Genomic DNA, 18,162 nt, shown 5'->3' with positions numbered 1-18,162 from the left:
AAGGCCGAGCGTGCCGAAGATGTATGAACACCTAGCAATCATCCATTGGCCATAGCGCCGGGATAGCCGTTGTTTGGACCTACCTCCCCGTTGTCGTCGCGCCGAGTGGAGAGGTTTTTCGCGGGATTCAAGGCGCTGGATGTCTGAGCGGAGCCGAAGGCGTAGCGAGTTCAGCGCCGCCCGCGAAAAGCCTCGGAGCGAGGGAAACCCCGGCCCGCGCAGCGGGCCGGGGTCGCGGCAGTCGGGCGTGTTTCTTGGGTCCTTCTTTGCACGAGCAAAGAAGGACCTCGGGGCGCGCTGGCGAGTCAGCGCGTGGCAGGCGGCGGACCGAAGGCACCGTAAACATCGGATGTTGAACTGGGGCTAGCCATCAGGGTGGTTGGCCGCACCCGGGTATTGCGGAATACAGGAGGGAAAAGACGGCGGGACGCCGCCAGGCGCGTTAGCGCGACGAGCCGAGGGTTTTCTCGATGCGGTCGGCGAGGGCGACCAGGCGTTCCGAGCTCCCGGAGGTGTCCGCGCCGGCCTTCTGCTGCCGGCACTCCAGCATCTCGTGCGCCAGGTTGAGCGCCACCATCACCGCGATGCGCTCGGCGCCCACGATGCGCCCGCCATCGCGCAACTCGCGCATGCGCTCGTCGATCAGCGACGCCGAGGCAAACAGGTCGGCGCGTTCCTCCGGTGGGCAGGCGATCTGGTACTCCTTGCCCATGATGGAGACGCGGACGGGTTCGGACTGGCTCATTCGCTGTGCTCCATCGAGCGCAGGCGCGCGATCATGTTCTCGACCCGGTGGCGGGCCTGTTCGTTGCGTTCCTTGAAGGTCGCGCGTTCGCCCTTGAGCTGGCGGATCTGCTCCTGCAACAGGTGGTTCTCCTCGCGCAGGGCCGCATGTTCTTCCAGAAGGCGTGCGATCGCGGCCTCCAGGCGTTCGGTCGGGTCGATCGCTGAATCGTCGTTCGGCTGCATGGCCTCGGGCCCCGCGTGGCAGGTGCGGCTTTCGCCGCGAGTCGGTTAATCTCTGGAGTCTAGGAGGCGTTCGAGCGAAGCGTCAACTTGCGTGACTCACAGGGAGACGCCGGTCAATGTACGCGTTCGTGCACCAGGCATTCCGGGGTTTGTTGCGGGCTGGCACCCGCGCTGGCCACAATACGTGGAATTCCCTAGCCATCAAGTGTTGTCGCCCATGACCCAGCCACCCGAACCCGGCCCTGACGCTACCGTGATCGAGGGTACGGCCCATAACGGAAAGCCGTGCCGGATTGTCGACAATACGGGCACTGTGCCGCGTCCGGAGCTGGAGCAGCTGTTGAATGCCTTGATCGAGGACAAGCGCTTCGGTCTCAACATGCTGTCCTCCACCGGCTCCAGCGCGATCAAGCTGGGCGAGCCGCAGTTCACCCATCTGCAGGTGGGGGACGATCTCTACCGCTTCCTGCTGTTCCCCTACGAAGCGCGGCTGGAGTCCTTCTGATGACGCATTCACCGGGCACCGGAAACGCCAAGTCCCTGGACGGCCTGGAGCGCGACCCCGAGGCCCTGCGCGAGCAGCTCGAACACGGGCTGCGCAGCATGGGCTATGCGCAGACGCCGGCCTCGGCCCACGGGCTGTTCACCGGATGCCTGGTAGCCGATCCGGGTTCCGACGTCGATGCCCTGGAAGGCAGCCTCGGCGAGGCATTGCCACTGACCGAAGGCGCAGGAGAGCGCTTCGACAAGACCGTGGAGGCGATCCGCCGCGCGCTGCTGGCGCAGCTCTACGACGTGGAGCTGGGCTTTGGCCCGCTGTTGCCGGAGGACGACGCCATCGAGGCGCAGGCTCAGGCCCTGTCGGAGTGGGTGGACGGCTTCATCGCCGGGCTGGGGCAGACGCCGCGGCTGGCCAAGCTCAAGCCCTCGGCCGAGGCCAGCGAGATCCTGCGCGACTTCGCCGAGATTGCTCGCATCGAACTGGAACCGGACGACGACGAGGACAACGCGGCGGCCTTCGAGGAACTCAACGAATACGTGCGCGTGGGCGTGCTGCTGATCGCCGACGAGCTGGCCCCGGACGACCCGAAACGGATCCCGATGCAATGACGCGAACGCGACAAGCCCCCCGGCCGGGCCGGATACCGGAGATCCCGCAGGGCGAGTTTGCCCGGCGCCGCCAGCGGTTGATGCGGGCGATCGGGCCGGACTCGATCATCGTCGTCCCGGCCGCCCACGAGCGTACGCGCAACCGGGACGTCGAATATCCCTTCCGCCAGGACAGCGACTTCCTCTATCTCACCGGCTTCCCCGAGCCGGATGCGGTGGCGGTGCTGGTGCCGGGCCGCCCGGCCGGCGAGTACATCCTGTTCTGCCGCGACCGCGACCCCACCCAGGAAACCTGGCAAGGGCGGCGCGCGGGGCCGGACGGCGCGATGGAGACGTACGGGGCCGAGTGCGCCTTCCCGATCGAGGACATCGACGAGATCCTGCCGGGGCTGATGGAGAACCGCGCGGTGCTGGCCGCGCCGTTCGGACGCGACGAGCCCCTGGACCAGCGCCTGTTCGGCTGGGTCAACCAGGTCCGGGCCAAGGCCCGCAACGGCGTGCGCGCGCCGCACGAGTTTGTTGCGGTGGAGCACCACCTGCACGAGCAGCGGCTGTTCAAGAAGGCGCCGGAGCTGAAGCTGATGCGCCATGCCGCGGCCATCTCTACCCAGGCGCATGTGCGGGCGATGCAGGCCTGCCGCCCGGGCCTGACCGAGTTCTCGGTGGAGGCGGAGCTGCTGCACGAGTTCCACCGCTACGGGACCGAGACCGCGTACCCCTCCATCGTCGGCGGTGGCGAGAACGGCTGCATCCTGCATTACATCGAGAACCGCGCGGAGCTGAACGACGGCGACCTGCTCCTGATCGACGCCGGCTGCGAGGTGCAGGGCTACGCCTCGGATATCACCCGTACCTTCCCGGTCTCCGGGCGCTTCGGCGAGCGCCAGCGCGAGGTCTACGAGTGCGTGCTGGCCGCGCAGCTCGCCGCGATCGAGCAGGTCCGCCCCGGCAACGACTGGGACACCCCGCATGTAACCGCCGTACGTGAGTTGACCCGCGGGCTCAAGGATCTGGGGGTGCTCAAGGGCCGCCTGGACAAGCTGATCCGCGACCAGGCCTACCGCCCGTTCTACATGCACCGCACCGGTCACTGGCTGGGACTGGACGTGCACGACGTCGGCGACTATCGCGTCGGCGACGCCTGGCGCCAGCTCGAGCCGGGCATGGTGATGACCGTGGAGCCCGGGCTCTACTTCGGGCCCTACAGCGAGGCACCGAAAGAGCTGCGCGGTATCGGCGTGCGCATCGAGGACGACGTGGTCGTCACCCGCGACGGCCACGAGGTCCTGACCGCGCACTGCCCCAAGACCGTCGCCGACATCGAGGCCTGCATGGCCGGCGACCTCCCGGGCTGGAACTGACCATGCCCGCCCGCCATCACCCAGTGCCGGACCAGCCCCCAGTGGGAGCGGGCCTGCCCAGAACCGTAGGGTGCGTTGAGCTCTGCGAAACGCACCGGCCATCGCGGGATCACGCACTTCGTGATGCGATTCGCTGCGCTCATCAGCATCCTACGAATCGACATCACGTGATGGGTGGTACCGGTCTTGCGGGAGCGGGCATGCATGGGAAAGGGGAGCGGACAACGCACCACCGGCCGCCCAGAACCGTAGGGTCCGTTGAGCTTTGTGAAACGCACCGCTCACCCCGGGGCCGAGCGCCCGATGATGCGATTCGCTCCGCTCATCAGCATCCTACGCACCGGAATCCTGCGATGGCCGATGCGGGTCTTGTGGGAGCGGGCTTGCCCGCGAAAGCGGCGTCGGGGCTACCCGCCCGGGGTGTGGTATGACGACGAACACCTGCGATATCGCCATCGTTGGCGGCGGGCCGGTGGGTGGCCTCGCCGCCTGCACCCTGGCGCGGGCGGGCTACGCGGTCACGCTGTTCGAGCGGGGCGCGCCGCCAGCACCGGACGCGCACGCACACGACACCCGCGGCTATGCGCTGGCGGCCGGCTCCGTGCAGTTCCTGGACGATCTGGGCTACTGGGCGCCGCTGGCCGAACGGGCGACCGCGATCCGCTCCATTGTCGTCAGCCGCCGCGGCGGGCTGGGCCGCGTCCACCTGAACGCAGCCGATCAGGGCCGCCACGCCCTCGGCCAGGTGGTGCCGGCCGTCGCGCTGGAGCCGATGCTGGATGCGGCCTGTCGCGCCGCCGACGTGGACGTGCGCCACCAGTCGACGCTGGCGGGCGTGGGCAAGGTGACGGACGGCCAACGCGAACTGCGCATCGACGGCGCCGAAGGCGAGAGCACTTGGGCGGCGCGCTTGATCCTGGCCGCCGACGGCATCCAGTCGCCCACCCGCAAGGCCCTGGGTCTTGCGGTAAACCGCCTGCGTTATGCGGCGGATGCCCTGGTCTTCGATGTCCTGCCTGCGCGGCCGCACAACGGCCAGGCCTTCGAACGCTTTACCGACGAAGGCCCGCTGGCGCTGCTGCCGCAGGCGGATGGGCGGATGAACGTGGTCTGGGTGGCCCCGCCGGAGGTCTGCGAGCGCCGCCTGGAGTTGGACGAGGCCGAACGCCTGCGCGAGCTGCAGGCCCGCTTCGGCTGGACCCTGGGGCGGCTGCGCCCGGCGGGCCGCGTGGTGCGCTTCCCGCTGGAGCGGGTGCATGCCCCGGAGCCGGTCGCGGACCGCGCGCTGCTGCTGGGCAATGCCGCGCACGCGGTGCACCCGGTGGCGGGGCAGGGGCTGAACCTTGCCCTGCGCGATGTGGCGAGCCTGCTGGGCGCGCTGCGCGAGGGGCGCGGGCAGGGCGGGGCGCCTGGCTTTGTCGTCGACCCTGGCGCACCCGCAACACTTGCCGCCTATGCCCGGGCCCGGCGCGGTGACGTGAACGGAGTGGTCGCCGCGACCGACTTCCTTGCCCGCGGCATGCTGCACGCGGCGGGCCTGCGCGGGCATGCGCTGGGCAGCGGGATGATGGCCGTCGACCGCCTGCGCCCGGCGCGCGATCGCCTGGCACAGGCGGCGATGGGCCTTGGCCCGCTGCCGCGCCATACCGCGCGCCATCTCGCGCGGCCGGACGCAGGGGGCGGGGCATGAGCGCGTCCGGTTCCCGCGACGTGCTGGACCTGCTGGTGGTGGGCGCCGGCGCGGTTGGTGGCGCCATCGCGCTGGGCGCGGCCCGCCAGGGCCTGCGCGTCGGGCTGCTGGAGCGCAATGCCGCGCCCACCTTCAGCGACGCGACCCCGGTGACACGCGTCGCCACGCTCAACATCGCCTCCATGGAGTTCCTGGCCCGTCTGGGGGTGCAGGACGCCCTCGAGGCGCGCCGCGCCCATGCCTTCTCCGGCATGGCCGTATGGGATGGCCACGGCCCCGGGCATATCCGCTTCGACGCCGACGAGCTGGGCGTACCGGCGCTGGGCTGGACCGTGGAGCACGCCGCCCTGGAGGCCGTGCTGTGGACCGAGCTGGCGGCCGCCGGCGTGGCCCTGTGGCCGGAAACGGAATGGAAGAGCCTCGATGTTCGGCCGGATCGGGTGGATCTCTACGGCCCGCAACATGTGCCGCTGGCCTCCGCCCGTCTGGTGGTCGCGGCCGATGGCGCGCAATCGCCCCTGCGTACCCGCATGGGCATCCCGGTGCGCGAGCAGGACTATCACGCCCGCGGCGTGGTCGCGACCGTGACCACCGAGCGCCCGCACGAGGACACCGCCTGGCAGCGCTTCGTCGACGACCAGATCATCGCCTTCCTGCCGCTCGCGGACGGTCGCAGCTCCATTGTCTGGTCCCAGCCCGAAGACCAGGCCGACGACACCCTGGCGCTTGATGACGCCAGTTTTTGCCAGGCACTGGCGGAGGTCATCGACCACCGCCTCGGGGCGATCACCGCCACCTCCAAGCGCGCCAGCTTCCCGTTGGTAGCCCGCCACGCCCGCGACTACCACGTCGGCCGCGTGGCCCTGGCCGGGGATGCCGCCCACACCATCCACCCGCTGGCCGGGCAGGGCCTGAACCTCGGCCTGGCCGACGCCCGCGCCCTGGTCGAACGCCTGCACGGCCCCGCCCGCCGCGACCCGGGCGCGGAGACCGTCCTGCGCGCCTACACCCGCGACCGCCGCAGCGAGAACGCCTTCATGCAACGCGCCATGGACGGCTTCCGCCTGATCTTCGGCACCCACGCCGCCGGCCTCCCGGAACTGCGCGGTCTCGGCATTCGCCTGGTCGACCAGGCCACCCCCCTCAAGCGCCGCCTTGCGCTCCGAGCCTTCGGGCTCGATTAAGGCGACCCAGGCTGTTCGGCCCGGGGTGATGCGATTCGCTGCGCTCATCACATCCTACGAGTGCTTTAAACCGCAGTCCGAGCCGGGATCGGGTGCGGCAGCGCTCGCTGGACCCTGTGCATGGCGGGCCGTGGTATCCCGTAGGATGCGCTGAGCGCAGCGAACCGCATCATGGCCTCGGGAACCCCTCCTCATCGATCCCTGGCACGCTGCCATGTCCCCGCGACGCCGCCCATCCGCCACGCCCGCTCACCCCGACCGTTCGTCGAACCCCCGGCATACCGCCCACACGTCCACCCCACCCGTCATCGGCCGGAGCGAAGCGCAGGGCCGGGACCTCAAGGGATCGGGGTTCCCCGAACGTGCGAGATCCCGGATAACCGCTGCGCGGTTTCCGGGATGACGGCGGCGGGTGGCCGAGGTCTTGTTCGAAGAGAGCCCGAGACGAGTCCTGCACACCGTCATCCCGGCCGCAGCGAAGCGAAGAGCCGGGATCTCCGGATGAACCCCCGCGCTTCAACCGCCCACCATGCCCCCTGTAGGAGCGGCCTCGGCCGCGAAGCCCCTGCCAAAGCCTGATCGGCGCAAGCGTGTCGACTCCCGGCCACACTTCAACAGCCCAAGGACATGTAGCATTTCCACAACACACCCTCCTCGTCGCCACCCGAAAACGACCTCGTTGCAAAAAAACAACGGGCGTTGCATCGCATTGACCTGCCTTGCGAGCGTTGCAAAACCCCCGCACGAAGCAAATCCCGAAAAAATATGAAAAACCTGACCAAGCCACCCGTTCGCCCGCCCCCCAGGAAGGTAAGTCGATCCTAATGCTCCCCTCGATTCAGCAAGTTGCCAGATATCTCGCACCTTTCTGTAGCCTGTTTCCGCAAGTGTTTGATCTTCCGAAACCCATCCTGCGTCACGTTTACCGCCCAACTGTGGCAATTTTTTCTCGCCCAGGGGTTGAAACGAGACACCGTGGTGTATATAAAACACCTGTCATTCGCGGCATCGACCGTGGATGCGGCGTAAGAAACGAACAACACACCTCTCCTGGGAGATACGCACCATGAAAAAACAGATTCTTGCCGTCGCCGTTGCCGGCGCCTTCGCAGTCCCGGCCTTCGCCGCCGCCGACTCCGACGTCACCCTGTTCGGCCAGCTGCAGACGCAGATCGTCCATCACAGCGCCTCCGGCGATGGTGACACTTTCGAAAGCGGCTTCCGCCAGCACGACGCCGGTGGCCTGGGTTCCGCAAGCGATGGTGCCGGGCCGAACCGCATCGGCGTGATGGTCAACCACGATCTGGGCAACGGCATGACCGCCCTCGCCAAGCTCGAAGGTGACTTCCGTACCGGTGCCGCTGGTAGTGCTGGTTTTAACAGCGGAAACCGCGACATCTACGTCGGCCTCGACGGCAACTTTGGCCGCGTGATCGCCGGTCGTATGTCTTCCTCCTACAACACCGCTGGCAAGGATCCGCTGAACGGTACCTTCTTGCAGGCCCGCACCAACGGTGCCCGCCTGGGTGGTGGCCCTGAAGGCGGTTTCGGTAACGGTTCCTACGTGGACCGTGGCGTTCGCTACAGCAACAGCTTCGGCATGATGAGCCTCGACCTCGGCGTTTTCCTGGATAACAACGACGACAGCAACACCGCGTTCTCCGGTCGCCTGAACTTCGATCTCGGTCCGGTTGACCTGTACGTCGCGCACGTTAATGCCGATGACTACCAGGGTGGCGGCGTGAACTACGATTACCGCAACACCAAGATTGGTGCTGACTGGAAAAGCGGTCCGTTCCGCGTTGTCGGCGAGTTTGAAGACGCCGACCGTGGTGGCAACAACATGGACTTCCAGACCGCCTTTGTTTCGGGTACCTATTCGATGGGCCGCAACGATTTCGTGCTGAACCTTGGCATGACCGACGCCGATAACGATATGGATCGCGAGTACGTTGCTCTGGCGGTTAAGCACAACTTCAGCAACCGCGTGATGGCGTTCGCTGGCGTTGGCTATACCAGCGCCGATAATGCAGCGATCGTTCCTGACACCGGCGATCTGTCGTTCACCGGCGTCGGCGGCGGTATGCGAGTGTCCTTCTAAGATCGGACACTGCTACCAAGCGGTATAACAACAAGTTTGTAGCTTGTTTTGCGGGGCCCCCAGGGGCCCCGTTTTTTATGCGAGACCGGGCCCCGTTGGGGCCTTTTTGCGTTTTTGGGGGGGGGGTATGGCGATCGGCGCCGGGTACCGTCGGAGCGCAGGGCGGCCGAAAGCGGGCGGTTCAGCGGACGGGATCGACGCGGATTTCGAGGGTGAGGGTGTCGCGGTCGCGGGTGGTTCGGCGGGAGGCGAGGCCGCGCTGCTCGGCGGCGCTCTTGCTGTGGGCACCGCCGAGGGTATGCCAGGCGCCCGGCTCCAGGGTGAGCTGGGTGTCGACGGCGTCGCGGTCCACGGCGCCGCGCGCGAGGGGGCGTTCGTGGAGGTGGGCAATGGCGACGCGCACACGGCCGTCGGGTTGGACCTGGGGGCGCACGCGGAAGCCGCGGGCGGTGTCCTGTAGCAGGGGTTCGACGCCGACGCCGGCGCGGCCGTGGATGATGCGGAAGCCGGCGGTGCGGGTCTCGCCGACCAGGATGATCGCGTCGGTGCCTTCGCGCAGGCGCAGGTGCTGGGTCTGGTCGTCGCGGCGCGTGGTGCGCAGGCGCTGGGTGGTGATGCGCCCTTCGGTGCCGTCCGGGCCGCTCTCGAACTCGAAACCGCTGCCGCGTTCGGTTCGTGGGGCGTCGCTGTGGCGGCGCACGGAGAGGATGAGGTCCTGGGTCGGGGCGTCAAGTTCGGCGACGACCTCGCGGATCTGCTGGAGGGTGCGGGCGTCGGCGCGCACCAGCAGGCGGAAGCCGTCGCCGCGCAGGGTGGCGGTTTCGCCGAACAGGGCCTGGAGCTCGGGCAGCAGGCTGTGGGCCGGGCGGTTTTGCAGCGGCAGAACGGCGACCTCGGCGTGGGGTTCACGCGCGAGCGCGGCCCCGGGAAGGAGCGTGCCGGCGGCTAGTGCGAGGGCGCCCCGTAGCCAGCGGCGCCGATCCACCATGCGGGGCATGTCAGACGAGGAGGCGGCGGAGCTCGACGGCTTCATCGCTGAGACTCCAGTTGGCCTCGAAATCCTGGGCTGCGCGCTGGGTGCCGGGCCGGTCCTCGACGTCGCCGCGCAGGATGCGGCGGCCGCCGGCCTGCGTGAGCTGCATCCAGCCGCTGTGATCGGCGATGGCGGTGACGGTGAGCGGGCTTTCCTCCGCGGCCACCAGCCGGCGCACCGAGACGGCGCTGGGCAGACGCTTGATGCTCTCGACCAGGCTCGGGAGTTGTTCCTTCAGGGCGAGATCGTCGTCCACCAGCAGGCGGATATCGGTGTGGCGATTGCGGCGCGCGATGCCGGCCAGCTCGGCGCCGAGGTCGGCACCCGCGATCTCGGCCAGGAGCGCGACGCGGGCATGCAGCCAGAGGCGCCGGCGGGTGGCGGCCAGGAGTTCGGCCAGCAGGGCCTCGGCGTCGATCAGGGTCGGGTCGCGTTCGGGGGTGGTCATCGGCGTTTCGCTCGCGTGCTGGGTGCTCCTCTCAGCATAGGCGAGTGCGGGTGTGTTCGCATCTCTGGGTACGGTGGTGGTTTCGTGCGGCGTCGGGGGCCGGCTGGATTCGTTGGTTTCGGGGCGGGGATTCGCGTGCAGGCACGCTCCCACAGAATGCCTCGTAGGATGCCGAAGAGCGCAGCGAATCGCATCGTGGGGGGTGGATGCCCCCGCCGTGAGTGGTGCGTTTCGCAGGGCTCAACGCACCCTACGTTTGTGGGCGTTGCGGGGTGAGGGGTGTTGCCGATTCGCGGGCGAGTCGGCCCCCATAATGACCCTCGTAGGATGCCGATGAGCGTAGCGAATCGCATCACGAGGAGCCCGGCCCCGGGGGGGTAGGCTATAGCGGATGCGCGGCCAGGCCGTGGTTCGGGTGGCTCCAGGGTTGGCTGGGTCGTGGGATCGGGGAGTGGATGCGGTGGAGCATGCGGCGGTGGGGGATGCCGGCGTCTTCGAAGGTGTCGCTGATGACGAAGAAGTCGTGGCGGGCGTAGAAGCCGATGCGGGTGCTCTGGGCGTTCAGCCAGACCTCGCGCCAGCCGTGGCGGGCGGCGGCGTGGACGGCGCAGTCCAGCAGGCGCGAGCCGATGCCGTGTCCGCGCCAGGATTCGCGCACGGCCATGCGGCCGATCTGGCCGGAAGGCAGCATGCGCAGGGTGCCGACCGGTTCGTCCCCTGGCCCGGTGGCCAGCCAGTGCAGGGCGGCGGCGTCCAGGCCGTCGAACTCCAGTGGTTCGGGCACGCCCTGTTCCTCGACGAAGACCTCGCAGCGAACTTGGGACAGTGCCTCGGCGTCGGCAGGCCAGGTGGCCTCCCGGAAGGCGATGCGGTGTTGCATGGCAATCCTCCGTCGGAACGCTGTGAGGGAGAGCCCCGATCCGTACGCGAGCGGACGGGTGGATGAATGGCTCCCCGGCCTTCCTGGCCCTGGGTCCCGAACGGAAAAGTCTAGTCTACGTTGGGGCAATCTTCCTGTGAGTCAGTTAGCGGATCGTGAGCCGCGCGAACCAATCACTGTGCATGAACCGGAGGTGCCTTTTGTCGTTGTGCGCGCCGCGCGGCCATCCATGGGCGCGTGCGGGTGGCAGGGCGGGGCGCTCGCCACGGCGCTTCGCGCCTCGCGTTGACGGGTGAATGTTTGGCGCCTGGTTTGAGCCTGCGATGCACTTGCGCGAATGCAACTGCGGGCAACCGGGATGCGACGGATTCAGCGTTGGCCGATCAGGGTGTCGCGGAAGCGGCGGGACAGGGGCTCTTCCGGGTGCAGCCAGATACCGAAGTAGGCCGTGGCGAAGTCGTGGCCGGGGACCTCGACCAGCGGTGTGCCGTTTTGCAGCAGGTGGGTGCCGTGGCCCGGGCGGTATTCCAGGGCGTAGCGGTCGCCCGCTTCCATGTCGCGGTAGGCGGCGTTGAAGGTCTCGAGTCGGTCGGACAGGGCCGCAAGGGTTTCCGGGGTCTGCTGGTCTTCGAGCAGGCGGTTGCCGCTCTTGCGGAAGTCGTCGGCGCTGATGGCGCGCAAGTACTCCAGTTCCAGGCGCTTGGGCACGTCGGCCGTCAGCACATCGTCCGGAGCGACGTTTTCCGGGACGTAGAGCGCGCCGACGTAGACCCGAAAGATGGTGTAGCGATAGAGCCGCCCGGCGCGCAGCGGGACGGTCGTGTCGTCGATCGTGACCGCGTCGGCAAAGCGGACGCCGTCGATCTCGGTCGTGGCGCTGGCGGGTGCGACGGTCAGGAACAGTGCAAGCAGCAGCATGGATGCGAGCAGGGTCCCGCGGCGGGTGGCGTGGCTATTCATGGGGTGGTTCCTCCGGGCTGGGCTGAAGGTGCGGCGCGTTCGCGCGCGTGGATGCGTTCGCGCAGGGCGTGCTGGGCGTCGGCGTCGATGGGGAAGCCCCAGATCAGGGCCATCGCCGCGAGCTTGAACAGCACCGGGAGGCCGGCGTAGGCCAGCGCTAGCACGAGCAGGGCGGTGGAGCCGTTGTCACCGTCGGCCGAGAAGCCGGCCAGGCCCAGCAGCGGGAAGCTGAGACCCACCGCAAGGGCCAGGGCCAGCTTGGTGGCCATGCCCCACAGCCCGAAGAACAGTCCGGCGCGCTCGCCGCCGCCGTCGGCGGTGTCCTGGTCGATCACGTCGGCCTGCATCGCGGCCGGCAGCGCCAGGTCCACACCGAGGCTGAGCCCGGTCAATACGGTGATGGCGTAGAACGCGAGTACATCGCCGGAACCGAGGAACGGGACCCAGATAAAGAAGGCCGAGGCGAGCAGCATCGAGAGCGTCCACACCCGGTGCTTGGGCAGCCGGCGGGCGAGGCGCAGCCACAGGGGCAGCGCAAGGATGCCGGTGGCGAAGTAGACCAGCAGCAGTGGCCCGGCGTGTCCGGGGGCCTCCAGCACGTGGGTGATGAACAGCAGGAACAGGGTGGCCGGGATGGCGTTGGCGGTGCCGTTCAGGACCCAGGCGAGGACCAGGCGGCGGAACGGTTGGTTGGACCGCAGCAGGGTCCAGCCGGCGCGCCAGGGCACCGGCGCCAGGCGCCCCGGTCGTTCCGGAACCCGCCAGAGCAGGACTACGAAGGCGATCGGCAGCAGCACCCACAGCAGGACTGCAAGGGTGGCCAGCGCCGCGCCGGCATCGTCCTGCAGGCCAAGGACCGCAGGGAGCGCGGCGGCCGTTACTGTGCCCAGGACGACGAAGCCCTCGCGCGCGGCGGTGATGCGCGAGCGCTCGTGGTAGTCGCCGGAGAGCTCGGCGCCCCAGGCGGCATAGGGCAGGGCGACCAGTGTCCAGCCGAGGTAGACCAGGGTGCTGAAGAGCAGTAGATACCAGGCGCCGGCATCGGCCGGTGGGCGGAACAGGAAGGGCGCGGCGATCAGCAGCAGCGGGACGCCCGCCAGCATGACCGCGCGCCGCCGCCAGGCACCGGGGATGCGGTCGGACAGATGGCCGATCAGCGGGTCGGTGACGACGTCCAGCAGTCGCGCCAGCAGCAGGAAGACGCCGACCAGGGTAACGCCCAGGCCGGTGTGCTCGGCGTAGTGCGCGGGCAGGAAGACATACAGCGGCAGGCCGAGGACGGCCAGGGGCATGCCCAGGCCGCCGTAGGCGAACAGCCGCGGCCAGCGAAGGGTGCTCACCTCATCGGTTCGCGGGGTCATGGCCCGGCGCGGCGGGCTGGACGGGGCTTTGCAGAACCGCCTGCATCAGGTTCACGCGGGCGGTGTCGAAGCCGACCTCGCAATAGGCGAGGTAGTAGCGCCACATGCGCAGGAACGACTGCGAGTAGCCCAGCGCCTCGATGACCGGCTCCGCCTGGCGGACCTCCCGGTGCCAGTGGCGCAGCGTGCGCGCGTAGTCCTCGCCGAACAGGGCCTGGTCCTCGACCGCGAGCCCGGCGCGCTCGGCCTCTGCGTTGAAGCGCGGGACCGAGGGCAGCATGCCACCGGGGAAGATGTAGAGCTGGATGAAGTCCGCGTTGCGGCGGTAGTACTCGAAGGCCTCTTCCGCGATGGTGATGACCTGCAGCGCCGCGCGGCCGCCTGGGCGCAGGCAGCTGCGGACCTTGGCGAAGAAGGTCGGCCACCACTGTTCGCCCACGGCCTCGAACATCTCGATCGAGACCACGTGATCAAAGGTGCCCTGCAGGTCGCGATAGTCCTGCAGACGCAGTTCCACGCGGTCGCTCAGGCCGGCGCGTTCGATGCGGGCGCGGGCATAGTCGAGTTGCTCCTGCGAGAGTGTCACGCCGGTGACGCGGTAGCCACGTTGCGCGGCCATCTCGGCAAAGCCGCCCCAGCCGCAGCCGATCTCGAGGATGTGTGCGCCGGGCTCGGCGTTCAGCTGATCCAGCAGGCGGGTGTACTTCTGCGCCTGGGCCTGTTCCAGGGCCTCGTCGCCGCGGGTGAACAGTGCCGACGAATAGCTCATCGTGCGGTCCAGCCACAGGTTGTAGAAGTCGTTGCCGAGATCGTAGTGGAAGCGAATATTGGCGCGGCTTCCGCGGCGACTGTTGCGGTGCATCCAGTGGCGCATGCGGTCGATGGCACGCTGCCATGTCGGGCGCTCGGCCATCGGCGCCAGGGCCTGTTCGTTGTCGGTGGCGAAGCGCAGCAGCGTCTGCAGGTCGGGGGTGATCCAGTCGCCACTGATGAAGCCTTCGGCGAAGCCGATATCGCCGTGGCGCAGCAGGCGCAGGATGGCCCGCCACGGGCGGCGGAAGTGCCATACCGCCTCGACGCCGGCCTTGCGCCCGCGCACGGTGATGCGGTCGCCCGACGGACCGATCAGGGTGATCTGCCCGGTGTCGATGTCCTTCAGGGCGCGGGCAACCAGGCGCAGGGCCCAGTCGGGCCGGGTTGTGCCTTCCTGCGGGGTGTCGATGTGGTCGAGGGCCATTAGTCGATCTCCTGTGCGGGGGGTGCGGGCCGTGGGTGATAGCGCCCGCCGCGCCACCAGATTCTGAGAGCCTGCCAGTGGATCAGCGGCAGGATCTTGAGGGTCATCCAGGGTTTCTTCAGGAAGGCGGCCAGCAGTGCGCGGTCGCTGAACGGGCGCAGGCGCCCGTGTTGCGAGGCCACCAGCATCAGGTCCTGGTCCTGGTATTCGTTGATCGCGATGCGCAGCGATGCGCCAGACTGCAGGCGCGGCGGCGTCAGGGTGAAGGCGTAGCGCGCGTGCATGTCGATGAACGGTGAGACGTGGAAGGCCTTGTTCTTTTCCTGGCGCACGGGGAGGGCCATGGGGGCGCCGTTCTCGTGCAGCAGGTAGTGGTGGTGCTCGCCGAAGGTATTGCGCACCTCCAGCAGGATGGCGCGCAGTTCGCCGTCGGCATGCCGGGCGTACCAGACACTGAGCGGGTTAAAGGCGTGCCCGAGGACGCGCGGCATGGTCAGCAGGTGAATCGGGCCACCGGCCAGGTCGATGGCGTGTTCGGCCAGGTGGGCCTCGATCCACGGGCGCCAGGGGCGTCCATCGCGCGGGCCGTGGTCGCGGGTGCGCAGGCTGAAGAGGTTGAAGCGATTCAGCGAGAACAGACGGCAGTGCCGGGTGGTCTCCGCCAGGCGATCGATATCGAACAGCGCGCTGGTTACCGGGTAGCGAAAGCGATATTGCTGCGGAAAGAACCGCTGGTGCAGCACCGTGCCATGGACCAGGGCGGCGTCCATTCACGCGCTCCGGGATTGCGCAGGCGGCGCGTGCGCCGGTGCCGCTACGCCGCCGTGAATGGCGGAGCCCGGTTGGCGGGCGGTCTGCATGGGGGGGTCCGCAGGGCAGGACCAGGGCGGTTCGATGCCCAGCGATCGCCCGATGGAAACGGCCGAGCGCAGTCCATCCTCGTGGAAGCCGTAGCCCATCCACGCACCGGCGAAGTACAGGTTGTTCTCGCCCTGGGTGGCCGCGAGGCGCTGACGCGCCTTCTCGGCCGCGGTGTCCATGACCGGGTGTTCCCAGTGCTGTTCGCCGAGCACGGTGTTCGGGTGCGGCTCGCGCCAGGGGTTCAGGCTGATGATGTAGTCCTGGCGCCGTTCCAGGCGATGCAGGCGGTTCATCCAGTAGGAGACCGAGACGCTGTCGCGCGCCTGGGTGGAGCGCCCGGAGAGATAGTTCCAGGAGGACCACACGCGGCGCGAGCGGGGCATCAGCGCCGGGTCGGTGTGCAGTACCGCGCGGTTGGGCTGGAAGCGGCAGGCGGCGAGCAGACGCTCGCGCGCCGGGTCGGCCTTGTTCAGCAGCCAGCGCGCGGTGTTGGCGTGGCAGGCGAACACGACCGCGTCGAACCCCGCTGCCTGATCGTGGGTCAGGACCCGCCACCGGTCGGCCTCGGGGATCACTGCGCGCACCGGTTGGTGAATCACGCTGCCGGGTTCCAGGCGCTCCGCGAGCCGCTGGACGTACTCGCGGCTGCCGCCGACCACCGTGCGCCATTGCGGGCGATCACGCAGATCCAGCAGGCCGTGGTTGTGGAAGAACTGCAGGAAACTGGCGGCCGGGAACTCGCGGATCTCCTCGGGCGGGCAGGACCAGATCGCGGCCGCCATCGGCAGCAGGTAGTCCTCGGCGAAGCCGCGGCCCAGTCGGTGTCGGGCGAGGAACGCGCCGAGCGTGCCCTCCGGGCTTTCGCCACGCTCGAACAGGCCCTTGCCCAGGCGGTTGAAGCGCAGGATATCGCGAGCCATACGCAGGAAGGTCGGGCGCACCAGGTTGCGGCGCTGCGCGAACAGGGTGTTCAGATCGGAGCCGGCATACTCGACGCCCGCGGGCTGGCGCGAGTAGCCGAAGGACATGTCCGTATCCTGGGTGGGGACGTCGAGTTCCGTGAACAGGCGGGTGAGCAGGGGGTAGTTGCGCTCGTTGTAGACCACGAAGCCGGTATCAATGGCCGTGTGGCCCTGCGGATCGGGTACCTCCACCGTATGGGCATGGCCGCCGAGCTCCGGTTCCGATTCGAACAGTTGGACCTGGTGCCGGGTCTGCAGAATCCAGGCGGCGGACAGGCCGGCGATGCCTCCGCCGATGACGGCGATGCGCGAGCGTTGCATGGTGGTGGATCTCCGGGCCGCAGGGCGATGTACATCTTATACAATAACTGTACAATATTTGTAAATGGTGGCGGTAAAAAGTTCCCCGGCTTCCAATAGGAGGGCGGTTTACCGCGAAACAGGTGCAGCGGGAGACGCGGATCGTGAACACAGACAAGCAGGCGCAAGCGGGCGCACCGGAGTGGCCGGCAGAGGTGCGCGATGCACTGACGACCCACGAGATCGTGGGCATCACCTCCGGGCTGTCGGATTTCCGGGATGCCGAGGCGCTTCTGAAGGCGACGGCCCCGGGGCGCTGGCAGCGGCTGGAGTGGGGCATGGGCTCGGCCCATAACCGCGAGCAGTTCCATGCGTTGCAACAGGCCACCGGCGCCGCGGTGCTGCCGCTGTTTGTGACGCGCGAAGGGGTGATCGGCGGCCTCCCTGAACTGCGCGAGTACCTGGGCCACCGGGCCCTGCAGGCGCGCGGCGAGGGCGCGCGCCCGGATACCCCGGCACCTGCGTTGCAGGTGCTCGGGTACGCCGGGCTGCTACCCTTCGCGTTCTTCGGCATCGGGGCCTGGATGGCCCAGCCCGAATGGCAGGTTTTCGCACTGGAGGCCCTGGCGCTCTATGGTGCGGTGATCCTGTCGTTCCTGGGGGCGGTCCACTGGGGAATCTATCTGGCGGATCGGCAGCACCGGGTGGGTCCGCTCTCGGCGCCGGTGTGGGCGGTGGTGCCGTCCGTCCTGGCCTGGCTGGCGGTGCTGCAGCCGCTGCCGCAGGCCTTGATGACGCTGGCCGTGCTGTTTCTTGGGGTGTGGTGGGTGGATCGGCTGAGCCTGCAACGGCGGGCGTTGCCCCGTGGCTATCTCGGTCTGCGCCTGGTGCTGACCGTGGGCGCGATGCTGGCCCTGGCCTCCGGCCTCGCGGTCACCATCGCGGCCTGAGCAGGAAAGAGGAAGAACGCGAGAATGAACGAGAACAAGGAACCATCGATGAACGCAGATGACCGCATGGCCGACGAGCCGACGGCCACCCCTGCCTCGGGCCAGCCGCTGGCCGCCCCGGAACAACTCGCCGAGCACTACCGCGAGATTCTCGCCGGGCTCGGCGAGAATCCGCAACGCGAGGGCCTGCGGGACACGCCGATGCGCGCAGCCAAGGCCATGCAATATCTGACGCGTGGCTACCAGCAGGACCTGGACACCATCGTGAATGATGCGCTGTTCTCGTCCGATAACGACGAGATGGTCCTGCTGCGCGATATCGAGCTGTACTCCCTGTGCGAGCATCACCTGCTGCCGATCATCGGCAAGGTGCATGTCGCCTACCTGCCCGATGGCAAGGTGATCGGCCTGTCGAAGATTGCCCGCATCGTGGACATGTTCGCCGCGCGGCTGCAGATCCAGGAGAGCCTGACCCGCGAGATTGCCGAGGCGCTGATGCAGGTGACGAGGGCCAAGGGGGTTGGCGTGGTGGTGGATGCCAAGCACATGTGCATGACCATGCGCGGGGTGGAGAAGCAGCACTCCTCGATGGCGACCTCGGTGATGCTGGGCGCCTTCCGCGAGGACGGCCGAACCCGGCGCGAATTCCTCAATCTGATCGGGCGTACCGGCAACTGAGGGGGACGCTGTGCTGGCGCGAACGCGTCAGCCTGTACCGGTCGGAGCGGCCACACAAAAAAATGGCCCGGCGAAGA

At 68.4% G+C, this 18,162-nt stretch carries 18 protein-coding genes; 8 read left to right on the top strand and 10 right to left on the bottom strand.

Annotation, left to right across the window (positions count from 1 at the left end):
* Window positions 1-442: 442 nt before the first annotated feature.
* On the bottom strand, window positions 443-745 hold the full coding sequence (locus G315_RS0112975) for a cell division protein ZapA (protein WP_019612650.1): 303 nt from the start codon (window positions 743-745) through the stop codon (window positions 443-445).
* Window positions 742-969, bottom strand: coding sequence for a cell division protein ZapB (locus G315_RS0112970; protein WP_018176037.1), 228 nt, complete (start codon window positions 967-969; stop codon window positions 742-744). The genes G315_RS0112975 and G315_RS0112970 overlap by 4 nt, the downstream gene beginning before the upstream one ends.
* Window positions 970-1,186: 217 nt before the next feature.
* Between G315_RS0112970 and G315_RS0112965 the strand changes: the two genes are divergently transcribed.
* The 6 genes from G315_RS0112965 (at window position 1,187) to G315_RS0112940 (ending at window position 8,415) form a co-directional block, all read left to right on the top strand.
* Window positions 1,187-1,474, top strand: coding sequence for a hypothetical protein (locus G315_RS0112965; RefSeq protein ID WP_018168504.1), 288 nt, complete (start codon window positions 1,187-1,189; stop codon window positions 1,472-1,474).
* Complete coding sequence (locus tag G315_RS0112960) at window positions 1,474-2,079, top strand: UPF0149 family protein (RefSeq protein ID WP_018176036.1); 606 nt, start codon at window positions 1,474-1,476, stop codon at window positions 2,077-2,079. The genes G315_RS0112965 and G315_RS0112960 overlap by 1 nt, the downstream gene beginning before the upstream one ends.
* A gap of 32 nt (window positions 2,080-2,111) precedes the next feature.
* On the top strand, window positions 2,112-3,440 hold the full coding sequence (gene pepP, locus G315_RS0112955) for a Xaa-Pro aminopeptidase (protein WP_026304762.1): 1,329 nt from the start codon (window positions 2,112-2,114) through the stop codon (window positions 3,438-3,440).
* A 427-nt stretch (window positions 3,441-3,867) separates the two neighbouring features.
* Window positions 3,868-5,130 (top strand): FAD-dependent monooxygenase, encoded by a 1,263-nt coding sequence (locus tag G315_RS0112950; protein WP_019612649.1) that lies wholly within the window; start codon window positions 3,868-3,870, stop codon window positions 5,128-5,130.
* The gene (locus tag G315_RS0112945; RefSeq protein WP_019612648.1) at window positions 5,127-6,314 is read left to right on the top strand and encodes an FAD-dependent monooxygenase; all 1,188 of its coding nucleotides are present in this window, start codon (window positions 5,127-5,129) and stop codon (window positions 6,312-6,314) included. Before G315_RS0112950 ends, G315_RS0112945 begins: the two co-directional genes overlap by 4 nt.
* Before the next feature lie 1,066 nt (window positions 6,315-7,380).
* Window positions 7,381-8,415: a porin gene (locus tag G315_RS0112940; protein WP_019612647.1), complete on the top strand. Its 1,035-nt coding sequence runs from the start codon at window positions 7,381-7,383 to the stop codon at window positions 8,413-8,415.
* A 181-nt stretch (window positions 8,416-8,596) separates the two neighbouring features.
* On the opposite strand, the gene G315_RS0112935 is transcribed toward G315_RS0112940, so the two are convergent.
* From G315_RS0112935 to G315_RS0112900, 8 genes are all read right to left on the bottom strand, one after another.
* Window positions 8,597-9,448, bottom strand: coding sequence for a hypothetical protein (locus G315_RS0112935; RefSeq protein ID WP_019612646.1), 852 nt, complete (start codon window positions 9,446-9,448; stop codon window positions 8,597-8,599).
* A complete protein-coding gene (locus G315_RS0112930; RefSeq protein WP_019612645.1) occupies window positions 9,414-9,896 on the bottom strand; it encodes a hypothetical protein in 483 nt (160 codons plus the stop codon). Before G315_RS0112930 ends, G315_RS0112935 begins: the two co-directional genes overlap by 35 nt.
* Window positions 9,897-10,278: 382 nt before the next feature.
* Window positions 10,279-10,776: a GNAT family N-acetyltransferase gene (locus tag G315_RS0112925; RefSeq protein ID WP_018176030.1), complete on the bottom strand. Its 498-nt coding sequence runs from the start codon at window positions 10,774-10,776 to the stop codon at window positions 10,279-10,281.
* 369 nt (window positions 10,777-11,145) lie between these two features.
* Window positions 11,146-11,736 carry a chalcone isomerase family protein gene (locus G315_RS0112920; protein WP_019612644.1) on the bottom strand — a complete coding sequence of 197 codons (591 nt, stop codon included), beginning with the start codon at window positions 11,734-11,736 and terminating at the stop codon, window positions 11,146-11,148.
* Window positions 11,733-13,097: an MFS transporter gene (locus tag G315_RS0112915; protein WP_019612643.1), complete on the bottom strand. Its 1,365-nt coding sequence runs from the start codon at window positions 13,095-13,097 to the stop codon at window positions 11,733-11,735. The genes G315_RS0112920 and G315_RS0112915 overlap by 4 nt, the downstream gene beginning before the upstream one ends.
* A complete protein-coding gene (locus tag G315_RS0112910; RefSeq protein WP_019612642.1) occupies window positions 13,078-14,334 on the bottom strand; it encodes a cyclopropane-fatty-acyl-phospholipid synthase family protein in 1,257 nt (418 codons plus the stop codon). Before G315_RS0112910 ends, G315_RS0112915 begins: the two co-directional genes overlap by 20 nt.
* Window positions 14,334-15,104 (bottom strand): DUF1365 domain-containing protein, encoded by a 771-nt coding sequence (locus tag G315_RS0112905; protein ID WP_018176026.1) that lies wholly within the window; start codon window positions 15,102-15,104, stop codon window positions 14,334-14,336. The genes G315_RS0112910 and G315_RS0112905 overlap by 1 nt, the downstream gene beginning before the upstream one ends.
* Window positions 15,105-16,478 (bottom strand): NAD(P)/FAD-dependent oxidoreductase, encoded by a 1,374-nt coding sequence (locus G315_RS0112900; RefSeq protein ID WP_018176025.1) that lies wholly within the window; start codon window positions 16,476-16,478, stop codon window positions 15,105-15,107.
* Window positions 16,479-16,600: 122 nt separating this feature from the next.
* Between G315_RS0112900 and G315_RS0112895 the strand changes: the two genes are divergently transcribed.
* Together G315_RS0112895 and folE are read left to right on the top strand one after the other, a co-directional pair.
* Window positions 16,601-17,407, top strand: a complete 807-nt coding sequence (locus G315_RS0112895) for a DUF3429 family protein (protein WP_018144436.1) — start codon at window positions 16,601-16,603, stop codon at window positions 17,405-17,407.
* A 24-nt stretch (window positions 17,408-17,431) separates the two neighbouring features.
* Window positions 17,432-18,085 (top strand): GTP cyclohydrolase I FolE, encoded by a 654-nt coding sequence (gene folE, locus G315_RS0112890; RefSeq protein ID WP_019612641.1) that lies wholly within the window; start codon window positions 17,432-17,434, stop codon window positions 18,083-18,085.
* The last annotated feature ends 77 nt before the right edge of the window (window positions 18,086-18,162 follow it).

Source organism: Thioalkalivibrio sp. AKL7 (assembly GCF_000381705.1).
Classification (GTDB): Bacteria; Pseudomonadota; Gammaproteobacteria; order Ectothiorhodospirales; family Ectothiorhodospiraceae; genus Thioalkalivibrio; species Thioalkalivibrio versutus.
This window is presented reverse-complemented; position numbering and strand designations above follow the sequence as displayed.